Consider the following 21,356-nt stretch of genomic DNA (forward strand, 5'->3'; position numbering starts at 1 on the left):
TCAGGGAATGCCCGGAAGTGCTCCCACAACTTGGAAAACCCCGCCCGCGGGTGTGGAATGAAGCCATGCGTTGGAAATCTGTGGTAATGAGCGGCATCGTCTGCGGTGTGCTGGTGGCCTCCGCGTGCGCACCTGCGCCGACGATGGTAGCGAGCGGGGAGACCTCTACTGCGCCCCCGAGCTCCTCCGCGCCAGCCGCGACGCCGACGCCCACAGCAACCCCGGAGCGCTCCGCCAGCCCAACGCCTTCCACCCCAGCCCCCGCGCCGACGGCGACACCGTCGTCGGAGGCGCCGTCAACGCCGTCGGAGGAGGCGTCGGAGCCCGAGGAAACCAAGGTGCCCTCGGAGCCCGAGAAAACCCAGCAACCCACCGACGTCAACACCGCCGCACCGGGCGATCGCCCCGACTGCACAAAGCTGCGCTGCATCGCGCTCACCTTCGACGACGGCCCCGGCCCGCACACCAAGCAGCTGCTCGATACCCTCGCGAAGACCGGTTCGAAGGCCACGTTCTTCGTGCTCGGGCCGAATGTGGCCTCACAGCCGGAGCTCATCAAGCGGATGGACAAGGAGGGGCACCAGATCGGCAACCACTCCTGGAATCACCCACAGCTCTCGCGCCTGTCGTCGAAGAAGGTGCTGAGCGAAGTAGAGCGCACCTCGGCGGAAGTCAAGAAGATCACCGGGCACGGCACCAAGACGGTGCGCCCACCCTACGGCGACTTCAACAAGTCGACGCGGAGTACGCTCGCGAAATTCCCGAGCGGAGAGATCATCCTGTGGAGCGTCGACACCCTCGACTGGAAGACCCGCAGCACGGCAAAGACCATTGCATCGGTGAAGAAGGAGGCCCGTCCGGGCGCCATCGTCTTGATGCACGACATCCACAAGCCCACCGTCGCCGCTGTGCCTGCCATCGTGAAGTACCTCCGCGACGAGGGCTACACGCTGGTGACCGTCGACGACCTCCTCGCCTCGGAACACCCCAAGCCGGGGCAGGTGTTCACGCATCTCGGATAACGGCTCGGGCGACCCACGCCCCCGCCATGCCGTGCACCCCGGCACCAGGTGGCGTAGCCGCCGATGCCAGGTAGAGGCGACATGAGCTCAGCGTGTAGGGCGTAAGGCTCAGCCCGGGGCGTAGCAGCGCCTGGAGCCCGGCCATGCTGCCGCCTGCGATGTCGCCGCCCACGAGGTTGGGATTCCATCGTTCTAACTCCGACGCGGTGGTGCGGTGTGCGTCGACGATGCGGCTCGCAAACCCGGGCGCGAACCGCTCGATCTGCGCGGTGACAAGGTGCTGCACGTATCCGGGCTCGGGCTCCTCATATCCGCGAGGGACGTGCGTGTACGCCCACGCCACGTGCCCGGACTTGGCCCGCGACGGGTCCGCCACCTGCTGCTGACACACCAGCACGAACGGACGTCTCGGCATGGCACCGGCGGCGACTCTCGCCTCCGCGCGGTCGATCTCGTCGAGCGTGCCACCGACGTGGACCGTGCCCGCGCCGCTCACCGCCGGGTCGGCCCACGGGATGGGTGCGTCGAGCAGGTAGTCGATCTTGTACGAACCGGCGCCGTAGCGCCAGCGGGCGAGCCGACGTCGGGTGCGCTGCGGCAGTTCGACGTCGAGCTCCAGCACCTGGCGCGGCGTCAAGCTCAGCACCACTGTGCGGGCTGGGAGCTGGCGCAGGCTCGTGACGCGCTGGCCCAGGTGGATGCGCCCGCCGTGCGCTTCCACTGCCGCCGCGAGCGCTCGGGTGATGGCGCCGGAGCCGCCCTCGGCGACGGGCCACCCGCTCGTCATGCCGAGCGCGTTGAGCAGGAGCCCGAACGACGCGGTGAGTGGCTTCGACAGTGGCACGCTCACGTGCGCCGCGGAGCCGGCCAGGAGCGCGCGGGCTGCTTCTTCGCGGAACAGCGCGTGGCCCAGCGTTCGCGCCGGGCACATCGCGGGAAGCCCGAAGCGCGCCAGCGTCACGGGGTGGGGCGGGATGCGCAGCATCGGGCCGAGCACGTTGGCGAGGTGGGCGTCGATGTGTTCTACCAGGTGGCGGTGGAGCCGCAGCCAGGCGCGCTCGTCGCGGCTGAGGCCGCTGGCGGTGGCTTCCAGGTTTCGGTGCAGCAAGGCGGCGGGGGCATCGTCGAGCGGGTGCGCGAGCGGGATGTCGGGGTGTCGCCAGGTGAGACCGAATCGTTCGAGCTCCAGGGCCTGGAACACCGGGCTGGTTACGCCAAATGGGTGCGCGGCTGCGCCCAGGTCCACCGTCGATCCGGGGAATCGCTCAGCGGAGGCGCAGGCGCCGCCCACGTCGTCGGCCTGCTCGAACACGTCTACCTGGAAGCCGGCACGGGCGAGCAGCGCCGCGGCGGTGAGCCCGTTCGGGCCGGCGCCCACCACGGCCACGCGCTGCCCCTCAGTTGTTCCCACCTCGCGCCTGCCTCTACTCGGAGAAAGTCGACTGAGCGCACTCCAGATGCGAAAAACGGGCCCCAGAGGGCGAACATCGCCTTCTGGAGTGCGCTCAGTCGAGCATACGTCGATACAGTGCCCGCATGACGATGCCTTGTGAGGACCGCGATTTCTATCAGTGGCACCGCGGCATCCCGCACGCCTATCTTTGGGGGTTCCGCACCCGCACAGACATCCGCCCCGCACGCGCGGCGCTCGATGGGCTCATCCTCCCCCGCTACGAACGCGACCCGCACGTCACGGTGGCCTACTGTGGACTCGAGGGCACGGAGTTCACTCCGAAGCAGCGCAACGACGACCTCCGACGCCTGCGCCCGCTGTGCCGCGGTCCGGTGCCGATCACGCCGTGGCGCTGGGCCTCATTTCCTCCCTCGCCCATGCTCGAACTGCGCTCACCCTGGGTGCACGAGGCCCACGACGCGCTGAGCGAGGGGCTCCCCTACCGGATTCTGCGGCCGTACCGACCGCACGTCACCATCGGGTTCTACTCGGTTGCGGTGCCGTTCGACGAACCCGCCGCCCGGATGGCGACGGTGCCGCTACCCGAGCCGTTCGAGGTGGAGGCCTTGGAGCTGCTGCGCTACGACACGCATGACATCGCAGGGCCGCTCACGATGGTGGGGCGCCTCGACCTCAGCACCGGCCACTACGCCAGTGCGTGACCGGCGACGGCCAACCCCACGAGCGCGGCGGTCTGGGTGATTTCGATCACGGAGCCGAACACGTCGCCGGTGCTACCGCCCAACCGACGGATGACGTGCCGCGCCCAGCCGTACCCCACCGCGTACGCGCACGCCACGGCGCCCGCGAGCGCGGCGGCGCCCACAGCGTCGCATACCCACCAGCCGAGCGCTCCCGCGAGCAGGAGCACCCCGACGGCGTTGGCCGCCACGGCGAACCGGCTAGGAGTGCCCGCGATGAGCGCACCGAAGCCACCTGGCCGGGCGGATGGGCCGCGCGAGGCGAAGAGGCACCCGGTGCGCCCCACCGCCGTCGCCAGCGTCACCGCAGCGCCGGCCTGAAGGGGCGCATATGCCGTTGTCAGATCGATGATGGCGCCTGCCTGCAGCAACAGCACGAGCACCATGGTGATGACTCCCATAGGGCCGATGTCGGACTGCTTCATGATGGCCAGCGCTTCGGCGGCGGGCTTGCGGGAGCCGAGGCCGTCGGCGGTGTCGGCGACCCCGTCGAGGTGGAGCCCCCCGGTGAGCGCGGCGAGCACCGCGAGCCCGCCGAGCGCCCCCACCCACGCGGTACCGACGGCGGCGCCGGCCCAAACCACCGCTCCGGCCAGGGCACCGAGCAGCAGCCCCACGAACGGCATGGCGGCCATGGCTCCGGAAGCGGCCTTGCGGTCGATGTCCTTGGGCGGGACGGGAATGAGGCTGAACAGACCGAGCGCGGTGATGGGCCTCACTTGAGCCGCCTCGCGATGCCCGCGGTGACCAGCCACACCTGGTCGCACACCGCCCCAACGGTGGCGTTCACCCGTCCAAGTTCGTCGCGAAAGACCCGCCCGGAGAAGGTGGCGGGTACCACACCCGAGCCCACCTCGTTGCTCACGAGAATGACCTCGCGCTGCGTGGCGCGCACCGCGTCGATGAGCCGGGAACGCTCGGCGGCGAGCTTCTCGCGCCAGCCGGGTTCGTCTTCCCAGGCGCCTGCTTCGTCGAGCTGGCGGGTGGTCCACACGGCCAGGCAGTCGACGAGCGTGGGCGGGCCGGGGGTTGCGAGGACGCCGGCCACGTCGAGGGTTTCCACCGTGTTCCAGGTGCTTGGGCGACGCTCGCGGTGGATGCGCACTCGCTCCGCCCACTCGGCGTCATCGTCGGGCGTGGCGGAGGTGGCGACGTAGTCGCACTCGCGGTTGGCGTACTGCGCCTCCGCCCACGCTGACTTCCCCGAACGCGCCCCGCCCACGACGAGCACGCGCCCGGAGGCTCCGCCCAGAGGTTCGACGGCGCCCCTCGCCGCGAGTGCGTCGAGGAGCTGGCGGGCGAGGTCGTCGGCGTCGTCGATGTGGACCCGGTAGTCGGCCATCAGTGCGACACACCGGCGTCGGCGAAGGTGGCCATGTCGCCGAGGACACGTGCGGCGGAGCGCACCAGCGGCAACGCGAGCACGGCGCCGGTGCCTTCCCCGAGTCGGAGGCCGAGGTCGACCAGCGGGGTAAGACCGAGCGTGTTCAGCGCGGCGTAGATGCCGGGCTCAAGCCCCGCATGCCCGGCGATGAGGTACCCGCGCGCCGCATCACACAACGCGACGGCCACGAGCGCCGACGAGCAGGCGATCACACCGTCGAGCACGACGGGCACCCCGCGCGACGCCGCACCCAGGATGTAGCCGGCGATGGCCGCGTGCTCGAGGCCTCCGACGGCCGCGAGCGCGCCGAGGGCGTCGTCACGACTGGCTCCGTGGAGGGCGATGGAGCGCTCGATCACGTCCGTCTTGTGGGCGAGCATGGCGTCGTCGATGCCGGTGCCTCGCCCCGTCACGTCGGCGACGGTGGAGCCGGTGAACACCGCAATCAGCGCGCTGGACGCCGTCGTGTTTCCGATGCCCATGTCGCCGGTGAGCAGGATGTCAGCGCCGCCGTCGATGGCTTCCAGTGCGGTTTGGATGCCCGCTTCGAGGGCCTGTTCGGCCTGTGCGCGCGTCATCGCGGGCTCGACGCTCATGTCGGCCGTGCCCTTGGCGACGTTGCGGTTGCGGATGCCGGGATGCTCGGGGTAGTCGCCCATGACGCCAACGTCGGTGAGCATCGTCGAGGCGCCGAGTTCGTCGGAGAGCACGGAGATGGCCGCGCCGCCCGAGGCCATGTTGAGCAGCATCTGGACGGTCACTTCTTGCGGCCAAGGCGTAACGGACTGCGCGCATATCCCGTGGTCACCGGCGAATACGCCGACGACGGCGCGTCGCGGCACAGGCGGCGGGCATTGGCGTGTGATGGCAGCAAGTCGGTTGCCCACATCCTCGAGCACACCGAGGCTACCCGCGGGTTTGGTGAGCTGGTCTTGCCGCTCACGGGCGGCCGCGAGGTGCTCGTCGGAGGTAGGGCGAATGGCGTCGATGGTCTCGCGCAGCATGGTTCTCCTTCAGTCAGTCGAAGCAATCCTACAAAGCGCTTGCACCATCGACGCCCTGAGGTGCCTGCTGACTAGTGGCTTCCTCCGCTGACGCCTCCGCCGCCGCTGCCGCTCGAGCCGCGGCGGCCAGAGCTGCTCGCCGAACCGGATCCGGTGTTGATGGGCATCTCCTGGTATCTCCGTCGACTGTCGCGGTCGCGCCTATCCAAGCGGCGCGACGTGCGCTCAAGGTCACGCAGCGCGCCATTGTCGAGCGTGGAACCGAGATCAGGCTCGTCGATCTTCCCATCGAGGGCGAGCTGCTTGCAGAACTTCGTCCAGCGATTGGTGAGCCCGAACAGCACGGCCCACGGCAGGTAGCGGGTGTAGATGTCGCGGTCGGCTTCGAAGTTCAGCTGGTGGGATTCCGCCTTCGCAATGTATTGCCGGAACCCTTCCGTTTGCTCGTAAATAGCAGTGCCAAGTGCGGTGCGAGGGACGATGAATTTGGGCACCATGATCCAGAAGATGATGCAGCCCAGCAGCAACCCAGCGGCGAACACGCCAACCAACACGACGTAGATGCGGGGGACCTCCAGCCAGTGGAGCATCGCGGCAGCGGCGCAAGCAATGACCGCGAGTCCGATGCCATTCTTGGGGCCGTTTTTCACGACTGGTTTCGGTTGTGGGTCGAGCACGCGGCGTCCTCGGAGACGCAGGTCGTCCATCATCCTCTGGTACGCGCGGCGTGCGGTGCGTTTCTGGGAAGAGGCGGAGTCGGCGTTGCTGAAGATAACGCTGGCGTCCCCCGTCGCTTTCTCCACGTCCTTTTTTCGCACGCTGCGGGGATTCGTCGTGATGCTCACGGCACCATCCAGCACCGCGGCGACGATGGTTGCCGCCAGGGTCGACCCCGTGAGGCGTCGGTTGAGGGCCTTACCGGCCTCGACCAGCGTGGCTTCAGGCGGGACGAATCGCACGGGAATGACGCCGGCGAGCGGCGTCGTGCTGACGGAGCCGCCATCGACGATGTCGCCTGGCGGAGCGTTGAGGTAGCGCTTGTCCTTCGGGCGTTCGCTAAACCGTAGTTTGACCGACTCCCACGCCGAGATCACGACCCCCAGGGCAGCCAGGATCAGCCCGGAGGGCGTGGGGTGAGAGTGCACAAAGGAGTCCACAGAGGAGCGCACAAATTTGAAGACCGGGTTGTCTGCCAGGTTCGGTTTCGGTTCCAAGATGGGCTGTGCGTTCGCCACCTGGCCAGGCACGAGCCCGGCGTAGATGGTCAGAATGCCGCTCACTGCCTGCGCACTGAACGTCGTAGCCCCATCCTTGGCGTCGACGCTGCAGTCTACGCCCGAGGGCGGATGGCAGATCGCCTCCGTGACCCCACCGGGTGCCGTGACCTTTACCGTCGCTTGCACGATGGGCGGTAGGTCAACCCCGGTGACGTCCCAATGGAGCTCCGGTTTGCCGTCGAATGTGCGCAGCGCACCCTTCTGTGTGTGCTGGATGACGTAGGTGTGGCGCGACTTATCGAGTGTCGGCCCATCCTCGTTCACGATGACCCTGGCCCACTCCTGCCATCCCTTCTCCTCGGTGCGAACCCTGAACGTCGCCGGGGCACCCGTCGGGCTGGACACTTTGATGTTCTTCACCGGCGACAGCACGACCTTGTCGTCGTCACCGCTCCACTCCTCGCGGGTGAGGAATGCCCAGTCGATGCCATGCATGCCCAACTTTCCGAAGTTCCAATCGATGGTGGTGGTGACGCGCACGGTGCCATCGGGTTGGATGGCGTACTCCACGTCCAGCGACTCGATCCGCTCGTCTGCAGCCTGCGCCGGCTGCGCCAAGCCTGCGATCAGCGTCGCCAGCAGCAGGGTCAAGACGATTCTCACGGTCGGCCGCACGGCCCGAAGCTCTCTCATGCCCCCTGAGGATATTGACCCGTACACCGTTGCGCTACCGGCGCCGGGCTAGCCCCGACGAGCCCTCGGCGTGCAGGTAGACTCTGCGCGCATGACGGGTGGAAGACTCGACGTGTGGTTGTGGAGCGTGCGGCTCGCTAAGACGAGGTCGCTCGCGAACAAGGCCGTTACTGGCGGACACGTGCGCCTCAACGGCGAGAGTGTGAAACCGGCGCACTCGGTGAAACCCGGCGACATCGTGACCATCCGCGAGCCCGGCTGGGAGCGTCGCTTCGAGGTGACGAAGGTCATCACCAAGCGGGTGGGCGCCCCGATCGCCGTTACCTGCTACATCGACCACTCTCCGCCACGCCCGGCATACCTGAGCGTTCCGCAGGCGCGACGAGACCGCGGCGCTGGGCGACCGACGAAACGCGACCGCCGCCAGATCGATCGACTGCGCGGCCGTGACCCCCAGCAGCGTTCCGGTTGGGGAACCCGCACGGAGTTAGACTGACCCGGTGATGTCCCGTCCGCTCGTAGTCGCCGTCGCAGCGCTCCTGCTCGCCGGATGCCAACTCACGCCCACATCCCCCAGCGAACCGCCCTCCCCCGCCCAGTCCGTCGACCCGTCGACGCTCCCTCGCCCACTGGCGATCACGGGGAAGCTCACCGACGGTGACAACGCGATGCGCGTAGTGCAGGCCCTCGACGAGCTCGCGCACCACCGTCCGGCGCTGAAGCTCGACGTCACCCCCGAATCCGCCACGCTCATCGCCCTGGGCGCCGACGATAAACCCATCGCGTACCAGTGGGCGAACGACGCACTCGACACGGCCACCATCGACTTCCAATACCTTCAGCAAAACACCTTCTCCCCCGCCGATTTCCCGCTCGACAAGCTCGGCACGATGTTCCTTCACGCCGAACAGCTCGGCGTGAAGGGTGAGCTCGTCTACCAAATCCAGGAGTACGGCCGCGCCGCCATCACACAATCCATCTCGTCACGCCCCGAGACGGTCACCGTCTTTTTCCAAAGCGACGCCACCCCCGTCCCCGCCATCGGAGTGACATTACCGAGCGACGTCGCGGCGGGCCTGGCCGCCGTCACCGCCGGCGACCAATACATCACCCAATTCGGCTTCAGCAAGGAGCGCGGCTATTGGGCCTTCACCACCGATGGCGACGAGATCGTCACCCGAATCCGTAAAGACCACGTGCCCACCTTCGAAACCCGCAAGGACGGCACCACCGAGGAGCTGCGCTTCAAGGCGTCGCTCATCGACCCGGTATCAGCCGTGCTGGCAGTGTCGAACGCCCGCAAGAGTTCCCAGGAGGCGTGCGAGCTCACCGTCGCGCAGCCCCCGGAACGTCTCGAGCCCATCATGACGATCCGCTGCGGCACCCGCACCGTGCACACCGACCTCGCCGGGAACAACATCGACGAAGCACTCACCGACAACTGACCCCGCCCGGTGAGCGCCCCGGGGTCACCGGGTGGCAGGAGTGCTTAGAGGTTGTCGGTGTTGAAGGTGTCGCAGGCGTTCACGTCGCCCGACTGGAAGCCTGCGTGCAGCCAACGCTGACGCTGCTCGGATGAGCCGTGCGTCCACTCATTTTGAATGACCTGCCCCATCGACTGCTCCTGGATGTGGTCGTCGCCGACGGCGCGGGCCGCGTCGAGGATGCGGTTGAGGTCGTCTTGGGTGACGTTCTGAATGAGCGAGTTCTTGTCGCGCATCGTGTGGTGGAACCACACGCCCGCGTAGCAGTCGGCCTGCAGTTCCGCGCGTACCGAGCCCGATTTGGCGCCCTTCTGCGCGCCCTGGCGACTCTTCGCGAGCGCGCCGGTGAGGTTTTGCACGTGGTGTCCGTACTCGTGGGCGATGATGTACGCCTCGGCCGCGTAGCCGCCCTGGGCGCCAAGCTGGTCGAGCAGCTTGCCCATGTAGTCGGTGTCGATGTACACCGTGCTGTCGCCGGGGCAGTAGAACGGGCCCACCTGCGAGCTGGCAACGCCGCACGCCGTCTCAACGCGCCCGCTGAACAACTGCGTTTCGGAGCGACGATAGCCCTGCACCTGGGTTTCCCAGAATCCGTCGATGGCCGTCACATACGCGGGCCAGCGGCACTCGGGGTCGCGGTCGACGTCGGCACCCGTCTTGCATTCGGGCTTGTTCGCCACCTGTCCCGACGCGCCCCCGCGCTGTTGAGGCTCTCCGCCACCAAGCACAGCGCTGGGGTCGATGCCCAGCTGCGGGCCGAGGAAGATCAGGAGCAGGAGCAGGATCCCGCCTGCGCCACCACCGACGGCGACGCCGCGCCGTCCGCCTCTCCCGCGGCCCGACCCGCCGTAACGCACACGCGACTGGTCGATGCTCGCGCTGTCTTTGAACTCCATGCCAACCCTCCGATCAATGTGCACTCATGCTACCCAGTTCCCAGCCGCATTCGCCGCACACAACGCCACCTGTGGCACTTGGGGGTAGAGCTAGGGTTGAAGAATGCGTGTCGTTGGAGTGACTACCCCGGTGGGTGGCCCCGTCGTCGACTTTCACGTCGAGCACGGTGCCCACCCCGCGGTGACGCTCTTCGATCTCGGCTATGTGCAGCTACGCCCCCTATCCGCCGAGCTGATCGACGACGAGATCGTCTACAAGGCGCTCGTGCGTGAGGTGGTGCCCGCCGACAACCGGCCACAGTCACGCTTCCGGGTGCACGTCGACCCGAACGAAGACACGCTCGTACCCGTGCAGCGCCAGGCGGCGTATGCGCTCATTCTTTCGGAACGGGGGCTGCTCGGCACCGTGAACTCCGCGCAGTCGCACGCGGCCGGGGTTTGGGCGCTGCCTGGCGGGGGCATCAACCCGGGCGAGTCACCGTCGGATGGGTTGCTGCGCGAGATCTACGAGGAGACGGGGCAATCGATCATCATCGACCGGCTCCTCGCCCTCGAATCTGAGCACTGGATCGGGCGTTCGCTGAGCGGGCGCCTGGAGGATTTTCACGCGCTGCGCTTCATCTACGGAGGGCGCTGCGAGCACCCCACCGATCCCGTCGTGCACGACGTCGGAGGGTCCACCGAGATAGCTGAGTGGGTGCCGCTGCGGGCCTGGCGACAGCACCACTGGACGAACAGCTCCCACACGCTGCTCGCGCAATACGCGCGCAAGCTGTGGGTGTGGGCGTAACAGCCCCCCCAACAACGACGACGCCGCCACCAGCGCGGGTGCTGGCAGCGGCGTCGACTCGTCGAACAGATTAATCAGACGATGCGAAGTACGAGGCGATCCGCAGGATCTCGACGTACAGCCACACCATGGTGACGGTGATGCCGAAGGCCGCGCGCCAGGATTCGCTGGCAGGAGCACCGCTCTCGACGCCGACGCGGACCGCGTCGAAATCCATCACCAGGTTGAACACCGCCAGCAGCACGGCCAGCAGCGAGAAGCCGATGGCGAGCGCCCCGGCGCCGGGGCCAACCTGGCGCAGGCCGAGGTCGACGCCGAAGAGGTAGAGCACCAGGTTCAGCAGCATCACGCCGGCGATGGCGAAGGTGGCGACGACCACCATCTGCTTAAACTTCGCGCCCAGGCGAATGTTGGCGAACTTCATCACGGCGAGCGTCACACCAGCAGTCACGAACGTTGCGAGCACCGCCATCATGACGATGCCTGGCCACATCGTGTCGAAGAACTTCGAAATAGCGCCGACGAACAGACCCTCGAACAGGGCGTAGATGCCCAGCGAGACCGGCCCGATGTTGCGCTTGAACGCGACGACTAGTGCGGTGATGAAACCGCCCAGGCCACCGACGATCCACAGCCCCAACGTCAGTTCTGGCGGCGTGAACAAGTATGCGACAGCGGCGACGAGGAACACAGCACCCAGCGAGATACCCGTCTTGGCGATGACGTCGTCGTACGTCATCACTCCACCGGCCGGAGCCTGCTGGTACTGCTGCTGTTGGAACGGCTGCTGGGTGTACGGGTCGTACGACGCCCCTTGCTGCGGGTACTGCCCGTAGCCTTGCTGCGGGTGACCGCCTGGCTGGGCGTATCCGACGGGCTGACCGTACCCCTGCTGGGGGTAGTGCTGCGGCTGCTGGTACTTCGTGAACCCTTCGCCGCGACCAAAAATGGGATTTGCCATTGGCTCTCTTCCTTCGGAGTGCGTCCATAACCATGGTAACGGCACAGCCAAGCAATCTCGAGTGTTGTTTGACACTCAATACAGCATTGGCGCATCGGTGCCCTCGACGGGATTCGAACCCGCACTGGGGCGGGTTTAAGCCGCCTGCCTCTGCCAGTTGGGCTACGAGGGCGTTTCTCTAGTGGAGCATGCTGAGCGCTACACCGTCGAGAATATCGGTCTCGCTGACGAGGATCGAGCCACCCGGCACCCGGCGGGAGAGCTCGTCAAGAATGATGGCACCGGCTCCGATCACCTGCGCGCGCAGCGGGTGCATGCACGGCTCGAGCGCGATGTCGTCGGTGCTGGTGGCGAGCCAGTGGTCGCTGCAGGCGACGATATCGTCGCGGGTGAGGAGCGTTTCGTGGATCTGGCTGCGCTCGTAGCGCAGCAGCCCGAGCTTGCGCGCGGCGAAGCTGGTGACCGTGCCCGCCACGCCGATCGCCGTGGCGACCTCGGTGAAGTTGATGCCGGCGTTGTCGATCTGCTCGCCCACCCAAGCGCGCGCTGCGCGGACCTCGTCGGGAGTTGGAGGATCGGCGCGGAAGAAGCGCTCATGGATGCGGACCGCGCCGACGTTGAGGCTGACCGCGTGGGTCACCTCGCGGCTGTGGAGGAGGACGAGTTCGGTGGAGCCGCCGCCGATGTCGATCACGAGCGCCGGCGATTCGGCCTCGACGCCCGACAGCACGCCTTGCGACGACAGCCGCGCCTCGTCCTCGCCGGAGATGATCTCGACGTCCACGCCCAGCCGTTCGCGGGCGCCGCGCTCGAATTCGTCGCGGTTGGTGACGTCGCGGGCCGCCGAGGTGGCAACCACGCGCAGCTCGGCCCCGCCTTGCGCGTCGATCAGCGCGCGGAACTCGTCGAAAATGGCGAAGGTTCTCGCCAGTGCATCAGGGTGGAACTCGCCGGTGGCGTCGACGCCCTGGCCGAGCCTGGCGAGCCGAACCTCGCGCGCGAGCTCGCGGACCTCACCGTCGTCGACGCGAAAAATGACCAGGCGAATGGAGTTGGTGCCGCAGTCGATGCCTGCGACGGTGCGCCCGCTCACTGGTCCGCCTCCACGCGGCACGGCTTCTCCCAGAACTCGCCTAGGCGCTCCAGTGCCTCGTCGCCCAGCGGATTCACGCCCGGCCCCTTGGCGAGGGCGTGCGCCACCAGCACGTGCAGGCACTTCACGCGAGTGGGCATGCCGCCGGCGGTCTTGCCGTCGATCTCCTCGACGTGGCCGAGTTCCTCGCGGTCGGCGAGGTACGACTCGTGCGCCTCGCGGTACTTAGCGGCCAGTTCTTCGTCGTGTTGCAGGCGCTCCGTCATCTCGGCCATCAGCCCGGAGGCCTCAAGCGTGCCGATCATCGACACCGCCCGCGGACAGGTGAGGTAATACGTGGTGGGAAACGGGGTTCCGTTCGGCAGCCGGGGCGCAGTGCGCGTCACCGCGGGCTTATCGCACGGGCAGCGCCAGGCGACGTCGACGCAGCCGCGTGGTTCACGGCCGAGCTGCGCCGCCATGATGGCGAGGTCTTCTTCGGTGACTCCCACGGCGTCCTTCCTCACGATGGTGTCGATGAAGGCTTCGGGCTCTCGCCCTCCGGCTCCAATCCGATCACCTTATCGTCGTCGGCAGGGCGCTTCGAATCGGGATCCTCCGCGGGTTCGTCGGCAACCTTCACCGATGTCCACATCTGTTCATACCAAGGGCCTTTGGGTGCTTCGACGAGGGACCCTACCGTCTCAGAGCCGTCGACGGGTTTCCCGTCCGGGCCGATCACGCGATAGCCCGTCTCCCCCGGCATCACCCAGCCGAGCCTGACGCGAGCCTGCGCGCGCACGTACTCCGGGTCGTTCCACCGTTCGACCTCGTCCTTTTGCTGCGCGATCGTCTTCTTTGTCGCGGCGATGCGCTCGCGTTCTTCGGCAATCTGGCCGGCTTGGATGAAGTAGATGCGCAGGCTCTGCCCGAGCAAGATCATGGTGCCCAACACCGCGGCCGTGAGTACCACCAGTCGCCAGGTGATACCCCGGGCACGCATCATGGTGGCGGGGGTCGTCGTCGGGTGTGCGGTGCGCTCAGGCTCGTTCTCTACGGCCGATGTGGAGCGCTCGCGATGCGTGCGCTGCTCCTGACGCGCAGTGGTCCGGGACCGCGGAGTACCGCGACCCGGACCACTACCTGCAGGACTAGTTTTCGCCACGCGCCAATACTATGCGTGCAGCGAAATCAATCAGGCCTGGAAACGCGGGAATGCCGCGCGGCCTGCGTAGTGCGCTGCCTCGTCGAGGTCTTCCTCGATACGCAGCAGCTGGTTGTACTTCGCGACGCGGTCGGTGCGAGCCGGTGCGCCGGACTTGATCTGGCCACAACCCAGCGCGACGGCGAGGTCGGCGATGGTGGTGTCTTCCGTCTCACCGGAGCGGTGGGACATCATCGTCGAGTAGCCGTTGCGGTGCGCGAGGGTGACGGCGTCGATGGTCTCGGTGAGCGAGCCGATCTGGTTCACCTTCACGAGCAGCGCATTGGCGGTGTCGGTGTCGATGCCCTTCTGCAAGCGGGTGACGTTGGTGACGAACAGGTCGTCGCCGACGAGCTGCACCTTCTCGCCGATCTGCTCGGTGAGGGTCTTCCAGCCGTCCCAATCTTCCTCGTTCAGCGGGTCTTCGATGGACACCAGCGGGTAGGCGTCGACGAGCTCCGCGTAGTAGGCCGACATTTCCTCAGGGGTCTTCTTAGCGCCCTCGAAGTTGTAGGAGCCGTCCTCGTAGAACTCGGATGCAGCCACGTCGAGGGCGAGGGCGATGTCTTCACCGGGCTTGAAACCAGCATCCTTGATCGCGTCGACGATGAGGTCGAGCGCAGCGCGGTTCGACTCCAGGTTCGGGGCGAAGCCGCCCTCGTCGCCGAGGCCGGTGGACAGGCCGCGATCCTTCAGCACCTTCTTCAGCGCGTGGTACACCTCGGCGCCCATGCGGAGCGCTTCGGCGAAAGAGTTGGCGCCGATGGGGGCGATCATGAACTCCTGGATGTCGACGTTGGAGTCGGCGTGCGAACCACCGTTGAGGATGTTCATCATCGGCACGGGGAGCACGTTCGCGGTGGGGCCACCGATGTACTTGTACAGCGGCAGGCCGGCCTCGTCGGCAGCAGCCTTGGCGACGGCGAGCGACACGCCGAGGATGGCGTTGGCGCCGAGCTTGCCCTTGTTGTCGGTGCCGTCGAGCTCAAGCATTGCGTTGTCGATGGCGCGCTGATCGTTGGCGTCGAAGTCTTCGATTTCTTCGGCGATCACGCCGACGTTGGAAACGGCGGTCTGCACACCCTTGCCGAGGTAACGGCCCTTGTCGCCGTCGCGAAGCTCGACGGCCTCGAAGGCGCCAGTAGATGCGCCCGACGGCACGGCCGCGCGGCCGAGTGCGCCGGAGTCAAGCTCAACCTCCACCTCGATGGTGGGGTTGCCGCGGGAGTCGAGAATTTCGCGAGCCTGGATGAACTCGATGTAAGCCATGAAAGTCCCTTCGGATGTTGGCGTTGAACACTGCCAGTCTAGTGCCCTTCTTCTAGGGCACCAGAGCCGGCCAGCGAAACTGCAAAACTCGCCAACAGTTGGAGCAAACTAGGCGTTTTCGCCGGGTTCGACGGCACTGTTGGCGAGTTTTGCAGTTTCCGCCTGGTGCACGTCTGCTTCGAGACGCCGCAGCGCCTTGCGCGTGGCCGCGTCGGCGTCGATGCCGCTAGCCTGCGCCCTCGCCACGAGCGCGACGATTTGCTCCCCCACCTCGTCCTCGGTGATCGGAGCAGCTGGGAGTGCAATCTCGACGCCGTGCGAACGCGAGCGGGAAATCACCTTGTGCGCGCGGGCAATCGCACTCATCGAGTGGGCGATGCCGTCGAGCGCCGACTTGCGCCCCTTCTCCTGGGCCTTGCGTTGTTCCCAGTTGGCCCACATGTCGTCGGGCACAGGGGTATCGGAAAAGACGTGCGGATGCCTGCGAACGAGCTTGTCAGCGATGCCGCGAGCCACGTCGTCGATGGAGAAGCGACCTTCCTCCTCAGCGATGCGGGAGTGGAAGAACACTTGCAGGAGCACGTCGCCGAGCTCCTCGCGCAGGTCATCGTCGGTGCCGTCCTCGACGGCGTCCACCACCTCGCAGGCTTCCTCGATGAGGTGGTTCAGCAGCGACTCGTGGGTCTGCTCCGCGTCCCAGGGGCAGCCCGTGCGAAGCTGCTCCATGATCTGGCGCAGCCGCTGCAGCTGGTCGTCAGGCACTACTTACTTGGCGGGTACAGACAGCGAGCCGCTGTCGATGGTCATCTGTCCGTCTTGCAGCTTCAGATCGCCGTACCGCGGGTTGAGCTCAACCTCGTCGACGAGGGTCTGCAGCGCGGCGGTGAATTCGTCGGGTGAGACCGTCTGCTGCAGCTGGGCGAGTGCGGCGTCGAACGACATCTGGCCGACGATGAAGTCGTGGCAGACCTTGTTCGATGCGTATTGCGGGAGCTGCTGCTGGATGGTCTGTTCAATCTGGCCGCGCGGAGGAGCCGAGTTCTTGAACACGTCGTGGTCCAGTAGCTTGCCGAAGGCCGAGTACACGGCGATGGTGCTCTCCGGCGCCTGCGCGACGTAGTCGCCGCACTGCTCCATCACGTCGGTGACGGCATCCGCCTTCACCACTTCGTTGCCAACCACGGCCGCGTTGTTCGGGGAGTGTGCACACCCAGCGAGCAACAGGCTCGCGGCAGCGACACCAACCAGCGGTTTCCAAGCAGACTTCTTCACGTGCCGTACCCTACCAGCCGCAGGGCAACTGGGATTCACTCCCGCCGCCTGGGTCAGCCGAAGATTTGCTCGACGAGCGTCGTCGCCCAGGGGAGGTAGTCGCCGTCGGGTTTCGGCACCATGATGAAACCAGGCTTGATCCTCGATCCCGGATATAGCCGTTCGAGACGCAGCTTGCGTGACTCGGGCAGCTCGACGGGGGCGAAGCGCACCACTTTCCCCGCCGGCGCGATCTCCTCGACCCCGGCCTTGCGCGCGAGGTTGCGCAGGTGCGCGACGCCCAGCAGATTCTCCACCTGTGCAGGCAGTGGCCCGTAGCGGTCGGTGATCTCGGCGCGCGCGGCGTCGATGTCCTCGTCGGAACGGATTTCTGCCACCTGCTTGTACATTTCGAGGCGCAGGCGCTCGGAGCTGATGTAGTCGTCGGGGATGTTCGCGTCGACGGGGATGTCGATGCGCATCTGCGGCTCAGCCTCGGGCATTTCGCCGCGGTAGGCCTGCACGGCTTCGCCGACCATGCGCAGGTAGAGGTCGAACCCGACGCCCTCGATGTGGCCCGACTGGTCTTCGCCCAGCAGGTTGCCGGCGCCGCGCAGTTCGAGGTCGCGCATGGCGATGGACATGCCGGCGCCGAGGTCGGTGTTCGCCGCCATCGTCGCGAGCCGCTCGTGCGCGGTCTCGCTCAGCGGGCGGTCCGTCGGGTACAGGAAGTACGCGTAGCCGCGCTCCCTGGATCGCCCGACGCGCCCGCGCAGCTGGTGCATCTGGGAGAGGCCGAGGTTGTCGGCGCGGTCGATGATGAGCGTGTTGGCGGTCTGGATGTTCAGACCGGCCTCGACAATGGTCGTCGCGAGCAGCACGTCGGCGCGGCGCTCCATGAAGTCGAGCATCACCTGCTCGAGGCGCTTCTCGTTCATCTGCCCGTGGGCGGTGACGATGCGGGCCTCGGGGACGATCTCGCGCAGGTGGGCGGCGGTTTTCTCGATGGTGCTCACGCGGTTGTGCACGTAGAACACCTGGCCTTCGCGGGCGAGTTCGCGACGAATCGCCGCCCGCACCTGCGCGTCGTCGTAGGGGCCGGCGAAGGTGAGCACCGGGTGGCGTTCTTCCGGCGGGGTGGCGATGACGGACATCTCGCGGATGCCGGTGATGGAGGTTTCGAGCGTGCGCGGGATGGGGGTCGCCGACATGGTGAGCACGTCGACGTTCAGTCGCATCGACTTCAGGCGCTCCTTATGTTCGACGCCGAAGCGCTGTTCCTCGTCGATGATGACGAGGCCCAAATCTTTGAACTCAACCTCTTTGCTGAGCAGGCGATGGGTGCCGATGATGACGTCGACTTTGCCCTTCGCCAGGTCTTCCAGGGTGCGCTTGGCCTGCGCGTCGGTTTGGAATCGCGACAGCTGCGCCACCCGGACGGGGAACCCTGCGAAGCGCGACGCGAACGTCTCGTAGTGCTGTCCGACAAGCAGCGTCGTCGGCACGAGCACCGCCACCTGTTTGCCGTCTTGCACCGCCTTGAATGCGGCGCGTACCGCGATTTCCGTCTTGCCGTAGCCGACGTCGCCGCAGATCAGGCGGTCCATCGGCACGACGGATTCCATGTCGTGCTTCACTTCTTCGATGGCCGACAGCTGGTCGGGGGTTTCGACGAAGGAGAAGGCGTCCTCGAGTTCGCGCTGCCAATCGTTGTCGGGAGCGAAGGCGTGCCCCTTCGTGGCCTGCCTCGCCGCGTACAGCTTGATGAGTTCCGCGGAGATTTCGCGCACGGCCTTCCGGGCGCGGGCTTTGCGTTTCGTCCAGTCGGCACCGCCCATTTTGTCGAGCGACGGCGTCTCCGCGCCGACGTAGCGCGAGAGCTGGTCGAGCTGATCCATCGGCACGAATAGGCGATCCCCAGGCTGCCCACGCTTGCTCGGCGCGTACTCGATGACGAGGTAGTCGCGCGCGGCGCCGTGCACGATGCGCTGCGCAGATTCGACGAAGCGCCCCACCCCGTGCTGCTCGTGGACGACGAGGTCGCCCTTCTTCAGCTCGAGCGGTTCGATGCGGTTCTTGCGGCGGCGCGGGAGGCGTCGTTCTTGCTGGTCGCGGACCTGCTGGCCTGTGAGCTCGCTGGCCGTGATGAGCTCAACCCGGGGCCCGTCCGCGCGCCAACCCGCCATGGCCCGCCCCACCACGACGGAGACGCTCCCTGCCGCGGGTTCCCCGTCGAGGGTATCCAGCGACGCGCGAACGCCCTGCTCAGCGCACAGTTCGACGAGGCGCTGGGCCAGGCCCTTGCCTTCCACCATGAGCACAACGCGCCAGCTGTCGGCGACGCGGGCGCGGATGTGGTCGATCGCCGCGTCGGAGTTGCCGCGGAATGTCTCGGTGGGTGCGACGTCGAAGTTGCGGTGGTGCGCACCTTCGGCGGAGTATTCGTCGTCGACATCCGTTTGGAATGGGCTCAGCTGCCACCACCTGTGGCCGAGCGCGAGCGTGTGGTCGCGCACGTCGGCCAGCTCCCAGTAGGCGGATGCTTCGAGGTCGATGGGCGACGTGCCTCCCCCGGCTGCCGCGGCCCAGCTGGCGTCGAGGAACTCGCGGCTGGTGGCGACGAGCTCGCTCGCGCGGGTGCGGATGAGCTCGGGCGCGATGGCCAGCACCAGCGAACGTTGCGGCAGCACGTCAACGAGCAGCTCCACCCCGTCGACGAGCACCGGGATGAGCGCCTCCATGCCTTCGACGGCTTGCCCTTCGGCGATGCGGCCGAGCATGTCGCCCAGTTCGGGATGCTGTGCGGCGATGGCTTTCGCGCGGGCGCGGACGTCGTCGGTGAGCAGCAGCTCGCGGCAGGGCGCGGCGATGACCTCGTCGACGGTGTCGCCGGTGGAGCGCTGATCGGCGACGTGGAACGTGCGGATCTCGTCCACTTCGTCGCCGAAGAAATCGACGCGGAAGGGGTGCTCAGCGGTGGGTGGGAACACGTCGATGATGCCGCCTCGCACCGCGAACTCGCCGCGGCGCTCCACCATGTCGACGCGCGAGTAGGCGGCGTCGACGAGGGCCTGCTGCACGTCGGTGAGTTCGTATTCCTTCCCGACGGTGAGCGTGACGGGCTGCATCTGCGACAGCCCTTTGACTTGGGGTTGCAGCACGGATCGCACGGGTGCGACGACCACCTGCGGCGGGCGTTCAGAGGCGATGCGACGCAGCGCGGCGAGGCGCTTGCCGACGGTGTCCGCGCGCGGTGAGAGACGCTCGTGCGGGAGCGTTTCCCAGGCCGGGAAGTACACCACCTCGTCGCCGCCCAGCCAGGTGGAGAGCTCGTCGACGAGCTGCTCGGCCTCGCGGTACGTGGAGGTGACGGCCAACACCGTCGAGCCTTGTTCCGCGATGGCGGCGGTGAGGATGGGGAAATACGCGGGCACCCCAGAGAGATCGAGTGCCGTGACGCCCCGGCGGCGAACGTCGTCGAGGGTATTGCGAAGCGCCGGATCCGACGTGAGGGCTTGCAGTAGTCCGGGGAACTTCACACCACCATCCTAGGGGGTTGCTGTGACAGCGGCATGTGTGCTCCTCGCGCAGCGCTTGGAACCCAATATGCCGCTTAGGTGGTAGTTCTGCGCCCATACACGGACGCAGAACTACCACCTAAGGTCAGGAGTTGAACTTGTTCTGGGCGGCTGCGAGCCCGTGCTGTACCAGATACTCGACGGCGTCGGCGGCCACTGCGGCGTCGACGCGCATCTCGTCGAGTTCTTTCGGGCGCATCTTGGCGAGCACCCAATCCGCCGACGGCTGCCGTCCGGGCGGTCTGCCGATGCCGACGCGCACGCGATGAAAATCGCCGGTGCCCAGGTGCGCGCGGATGGACTTCAGGCCGTTGTGGCCATTGTCTCCCCCGCCCAGTTTGAGGCGCAGGTGCGACGGTTCGAGATCGAGTTCGTCGTGCACCGCGATCACGTCGGCGGGCTGTACTTTGTGGAAGCGCGCCAGCGCCCCGACCGCCTCGCCGGACACATTCATGAACGTAGTGGGTTTGGCCACCACATATTTCGCTTCGGGGCGGACGAACGTGGCAACCTCCGCCTTCATGCGGGAGTTGATGGAGAAGGAGGAGCCGTGGCGGTCCGCTAAGTCCGACACGGCCCAGAACCCGACGTTGTGCCGGGTGGGGCTGTACGTCGGGCCTGGGTTCCCAAGCCCGACGACAAGCACCAAGCGGTCGGTCACTCCGCCGCTTCCTCCGTGGCTTCGCCCTCAGCCTCTTCGCTCTCTTCCTCAATCTCGGGCTCCTCGGGCTCTTCGTCCGGGAGCACGATGGAAGCGACGAGAGTGTCGGTGTCGATGTCCGGCTCGACCTCGCCGGGGAACTTGATGTCGGAGACGAGCACGTTGGCGCCCACCTCGAGGCCTTCCACCGACGCCTCGACCTGCTCCGGAATGTCGGCAACCGGTGCGAGCACGGGGACGGCGATGAGGTCGTGGTTCACGATGAGGCCAGGCTGTGGCTCGCCGGTAATGACGACGGCAACTTCCACGGCCACCTTCTGACCAGCCTTCACCAGAATGAAGTCGACGTGCTCCACCTCAGGCAGGATGGTGTGACGCTGCACCTGCTTGGGCAGGGCAAGCACGGGCTTCTCTTCGCCCTCAACTTCGATGCGGAACAGCGCGTTGGCGGTACGCAGCGCCAGGAACAGATCCTTCGCGGGCAGGAGCAGGTGCAACGGATCGGAGCCGTGCCCGTAGAGCACAGCGGGGGTCTGGCCGTCGCGACGGGCGCGGCGCGAGGCACCCTTACCGAACTCGGTGCGCTTTGTGGCCTTGATTTCAACGTCTGCCATGGGGGGTTCCTTTCAACGAAGGCGGACATGCTCACGCCTGTTGAAGGAGCTCGTCGATCACGGACTGTTCGTCCCTCGCCAGGCAACTCGTCGAGTGTACCC

At 66.9% G+C, this 21,356-nt stretch carries 21 protein-coding genes and 1 tRNA gene; 5 read left to right on the top strand and 17 right to left on the bottom strand.

Features of this window, described 5'->3' with window-relative positions; all coding sequences use genetic code 11:
• The first annotated feature begins 65 nt into the window (after nt 1-65).
• Complete coding sequence (locus Q0X68_RS03780; protein WP_297747798.1) at nt 66-1,022, top strand: polysaccharide deacetylase family protein; 957 nt, start codon at nt 66-68, stop codon at nt 1,020-1,022.
• Here the strand turns inward: Q0X68_RS03780 and Q0X68_RS03785 are convergent.
• Nucleotides 1,006-2,433 carry an NAD(P)/FAD-dependent oxidoreductase gene (locus Q0X68_RS03785; RefSeq protein ID WP_297747801.1) on the bottom strand — a complete coding sequence of 476 codons (1,428 nt, stop codon included), beginning with the start codon at nt 2,431-2,433 and terminating at the stop codon, nt 1,006-1,008. The two genes, Q0X68_RS03780 and Q0X68_RS03785, sit on opposite strands and share 17 nt — an antisense overlap.
• A 125-nt stretch (nt 2,434-2,558) precedes the next feature.
• Here Q0X68_RS03785 and Q0X68_RS03790 point away from each other — a divergent pair, with 125 nt between their 5' ends.
• Nucleotides 2,559-3,137, top strand: coding sequence for a 2'-5' RNA ligase family protein (locus tag Q0X68_RS03790; RefSeq protein WP_297747804.1), 579 nt, complete (start codon nt 2,559-2,561; stop codon nt 3,135-3,137).
• Here the strand turns inward: Q0X68_RS03790 and Q0X68_RS03795 are convergent.
• The 4 genes from Q0X68_RS03795 to Q0X68_RS03810 all read right to left on the bottom strand — a co-directional run bounded on the left by Q0X68_RS03795 (nt 3,122) and on the right by Q0X68_RS03810 (nt 7,474).
• Nucleotides 3,122-3,895: an adenosylcobinamide-GDP ribazoletransferase gene (locus Q0X68_RS03795; RefSeq protein WP_297747807.1), complete on the bottom strand. Its 774-nt coding sequence runs from the start codon at nt 3,893-3,895 to the stop codon at nt 3,122-3,124. The two genes, Q0X68_RS03790 and Q0X68_RS03795, sit on opposite strands and share 16 nt — an antisense overlap.
• Complete coding sequence (gene cobU, locus Q0X68_RS03800) at nt 3,892-4,518, bottom strand: bifunctional adenosylcobinamide kinase/adenosylcobinamide-phosphate guanylyltransferase (protein ID WP_297747810.1); 627 nt, start codon at nt 4,516-4,518, stop codon at nt 3,892-3,894. Before cobU ends, Q0X68_RS03795 begins: the two co-directional genes overlap by 4 nt.
• Nucleotides 4,518-5,564: a nicotinate-nucleotide--dimethylbenzimidazole phosphoribosyltransferase gene (gene cobT, locus Q0X68_RS03805; RefSeq protein ID WP_297747813.1), complete on the bottom strand. Its 1,047-nt coding sequence runs from the start codon at nt 5,562-5,564 to the stop codon at nt 4,518-4,520. Before cobT ends, cobU begins: the two co-directional genes overlap by 1 nt.
• A gap of 71 nt (nt 5,565-5,635) precedes the next feature.
• Complete coding sequence (locus Q0X68_RS03810) at nt 5,636-7,474, bottom strand: DUF2207 domain-containing protein (RefSeq protein ID WP_297747816.1); 1,839 nt, start codon at nt 7,472-7,474, stop codon at nt 5,636-5,638.
• 91 nt (nt 7,475-7,565) lie between these two features.
• Here Q0X68_RS03810 and Q0X68_RS03815 point away from each other — a divergent pair, with 91 nt between their 5' ends.
• Entirely contained in the window at nt 7,566-7,970 is a 405-nt protein-coding gene (locus tag Q0X68_RS03815; protein WP_297747819.1) for an RNA-binding S4 domain-containing protein, read from the top strand.
• A 7-nt stretch (nt 7,971-7,977) separates the two neighbouring features.
• Nucleotides 7,978-8,919 carry a hypothetical protein gene (locus tag Q0X68_RS03820; protein WP_297747821.1) on the top strand — a complete coding sequence of 314 codons (942 nt, stop codon included), beginning with the start codon at nt 7,978-7,980 and terminating at the stop codon, nt 8,917-8,919.
• Between the two features lie 44 nt (nt 8,920-8,963).
• Here the strand turns inward: Q0X68_RS03820 and Q0X68_RS03825 are convergent, their stop codons facing one another.
• Complete coding sequence (locus Q0X68_RS03825; RefSeq protein WP_297747824.1) at nt 8,964-9,854, bottom strand: neutral zinc metallopeptidase; 891 nt, start codon at nt 9,852-9,854, stop codon at nt 8,964-8,966.
• A gap of 103 nt (nt 9,855-9,957) precedes the next feature.
• Here Q0X68_RS03825 and Q0X68_RS03830 point away from each other — a divergent pair, with 103 nt between their 5' ends.
• Nucleotides 9,958-10,644: an NUDIX hydrolase gene (locus tag Q0X68_RS03830; RefSeq protein WP_297747827.1), complete on the top strand. Its 687-nt coding sequence runs from the start codon at nt 9,958-9,960 to the stop codon at nt 10,642-10,644.
• Nucleotides 10,645-10,714: 70 nt separating this feature from the next.
• On the opposite strand, the gene Q0X68_RS03835 is transcribed toward Q0X68_RS03830, so the two are convergent.
• The 11 genes from Q0X68_RS03835 to Q0X68_RS03885 form a co-directional block, all read right to left on the bottom strand.
• The gene (locus Q0X68_RS03835; RefSeq protein WP_297747830.1) at nt 10,715-11,605 is read right to left on the bottom strand and encodes a Bax inhibitor-1/YccA family protein; all 891 of its coding nucleotides are present in this window, start codon (nt 11,603-11,605) and stop codon (nt 10,715-10,717) included.
• A 98-nt stretch (nt 11,606-11,703) separates the two neighbouring features.
• Nucleotides 11,704-11,777 (bottom strand) — tRNA-Leu (locus tag Q0X68_RS03840).
• A gap of 6 nt (nt 11,778-11,783) precedes the next feature.
• Nucleotides 11,784-12,698 carry a Ppx/GppA phosphatase family protein gene (locus Q0X68_RS03845; RefSeq protein ID WP_297747834.1) on the bottom strand — a complete coding sequence of 305 codons (915 nt, stop codon included), beginning with the start codon at nt 12,696-12,698 and terminating at the stop codon, nt 11,784-11,786.
• A complete protein-coding gene (locus Q0X68_RS03850; protein ID WP_297747872.1) occupies nt 12,695-13,159 on the bottom strand; it encodes a DUF501 domain-containing protein in 465 nt (154 codons plus the stop codon). Before Q0X68_RS03850 ends, Q0X68_RS03845 begins: the two co-directional genes overlap by 4 nt.
• Nucleotides 13,160-13,200: 41 nt before the next feature.
• Nucleotides 13,201-13,842: a septum formation initiator family protein gene (locus Q0X68_RS03855; RefSeq protein ID WP_297747837.1), complete on the bottom strand. Its 642-nt coding sequence runs from the start codon at nt 13,840-13,842 to the stop codon at nt 13,201-13,203.
• A 30-nt stretch (nt 13,843-13,872) separates the two neighbouring features.
• On the bottom strand, nt 13,873-15,150 hold the full coding sequence (gene eno / locus Q0X68_RS03860) for a phosphopyruvate hydratase (RefSeq protein WP_108870636.1): 1,278 nt from the start codon (nt 15,148-15,150) through the stop codon (nt 13,873-13,875).
• A gap of 108 nt (nt 15,151-15,258) precedes the next feature.
• Complete coding sequence (locus Q0X68_RS03865) at nt 15,259-15,876, bottom strand: MazG family protein (RefSeq protein WP_297747875.1); 618 nt, start codon at nt 15,874-15,876, stop codon at nt 15,259-15,261.
• Nucleotides 15,877-15,915: 39 nt separating this feature from the next.
• On the bottom strand, nt 15,916-16,422 hold the full coding sequence (locus Q0X68_RS03870) for a hypothetical protein (RefSeq protein ID WP_297747842.1): 507 nt from the start codon (nt 16,420-16,422) through the stop codon (nt 15,916-15,918).
• A 53-nt stretch (nt 16,423-16,475) separates the two neighbouring features.
• Nucleotides 16,476-19,940 (bottom strand): transcription-repair coupling factor, encoded by a 3,465-nt coding sequence (gene mfd / locus Q0X68_RS03875; RefSeq protein ID WP_297747844.1) that lies wholly within the window; start codon nt 19,938-19,940, stop codon nt 16,476-16,478.
• Nucleotides 19,941-20,064: 124 nt separating this feature from the next.
• Nucleotides 20,065-20,640 carry an aminoacyl-tRNA hydrolase gene (gene pth / locus Q0X68_RS03880; RefSeq protein WP_297747846.1) on the bottom strand — a complete coding sequence of 192 codons (576 nt, stop codon included), beginning with the start codon at nt 20,638-20,640 and terminating at the stop codon, nt 20,065-20,067.
• Complete coding sequence (locus Q0X68_RS03885; protein ID WP_297747849.1) at nt 20,637-21,254, bottom strand: 50S ribosomal protein L25/general stress protein Ctc; 618 nt, start codon at nt 21,252-21,254, stop codon at nt 20,637-20,639. Before Q0X68_RS03885 ends, pth begins: the two co-directional genes overlap by 4 nt.
• Nucleotides 21,255-21,356 lie beyond the last annotated feature (102 nt).

This window comes from uncultured Tessaracoccus sp. (assembly GCF_947286155.1).
GTDB lineage: Bacteria > Actinomycetota > Actinomycetes > Propionibacteriales > Propionibacteriaceae > Arachnia.

What these genes read in the sequence shown, in the direction of transcription:
- Q0X68_RS03780 (WP_297747798.1), top strand. Translation starts at nt 66, where the DNA reads ATGCGTTGGAAATCTGTGGTAATGAGCGGCATCGTCTGCGGTGTGCTG.
- Q0X68_RS03790 (WP_297747804.1), top strand. Translation starts at nt 2,559, where the DNA reads ATGACGATGCCTTGTGAGGACCGCGATTTCTATCAGTGGCACCGCGGC.
- cobU (WP_297747810.1), bottom strand. Translation starts at nt 4,518, where the DNA reads ATGGCCGACTACCGGGTCCACATCGACGACGCCGACGACCTCGCCCGC.
- cobT (WP_297747813.1), bottom strand. Translation starts at nt 5,564, where the DNA reads ATGCTGCGCGAGACCATCGACGCCATTCGCCCTACCTCCGACGAGCAC.
- Q0X68_RS03810 (WP_297747816.1), bottom strand. Translation starts at nt 7,474, where the DNA reads ATGAGAGAGCTTCGGGCCGTGCGGCCGACCGTGAGAATCGTCTTGACC.
- Q0X68_RS03815 (WP_297747819.1), top strand. Translation starts at nt 7,566, where the DNA reads ATGACGGGTGGAAGACTCGACGTGTGGTTGTGGAGCGTGCGGCTCGCT.
- Q0X68_RS03820 (WP_297747821.1), top strand. Translation starts at nt 7,978, where the DNA reads ATGTCCCGTCCGCTCGTAGTCGCCGTCGCAGCGCTCCTGCTCGCCGGA.
- Q0X68_RS03825 (WP_297747824.1), bottom strand. Translation starts at nt 9,854, where the DNA reads ATGGAGTTCAAAGACAGCGCGAGCATCGACCAGTCGCGTGTGCGTTAC.
- Q0X68_RS03830 (WP_297747827.1), top strand. Translation starts at nt 9,958, where the DNA reads ATGCGTGTCGTTGGAGTGACTACCCCGGTGGGTGGCCCCGTCGTCGAC.
- Q0X68_RS03835 (WP_297747830.1), bottom strand. Translation starts at nt 11,605, where the DNA reads ATGGCAAATCCCATTTTTGGTCGCGGCGAAGGGTTCACGAAGTACCAG.
- Q0X68_RS03850 (WP_297747872.1), bottom strand. Translation starts at nt 13,159, where the DNA reads ATGGCGGCGCAGCTCGGCCGTGAACCACGCGGCTGCGTCGACGTCGCC.
- eno (WP_108870636.1), bottom strand. Translation starts at nt 15,150, where the DNA reads ATGGCTTACATCGAGTTCATCCAGGCTCGCGAAATTCTCGACTCCCGC.
- Q0X68_RS03865 (WP_297747875.1), bottom strand. Translation starts at nt 15,876, where the DNA reads ATGGAGCAGCTTCGCACGGGCTGCCCCTGGGACGCGGAGCAGACCCAC.
- Q0X68_RS03885 (WP_297747849.1), bottom strand. Translation starts at nt 21,254, where the DNA reads ATGGCAGACGTTGAAATCAAGGCCACAAAGCGCACCGAGTTCGGTAAG.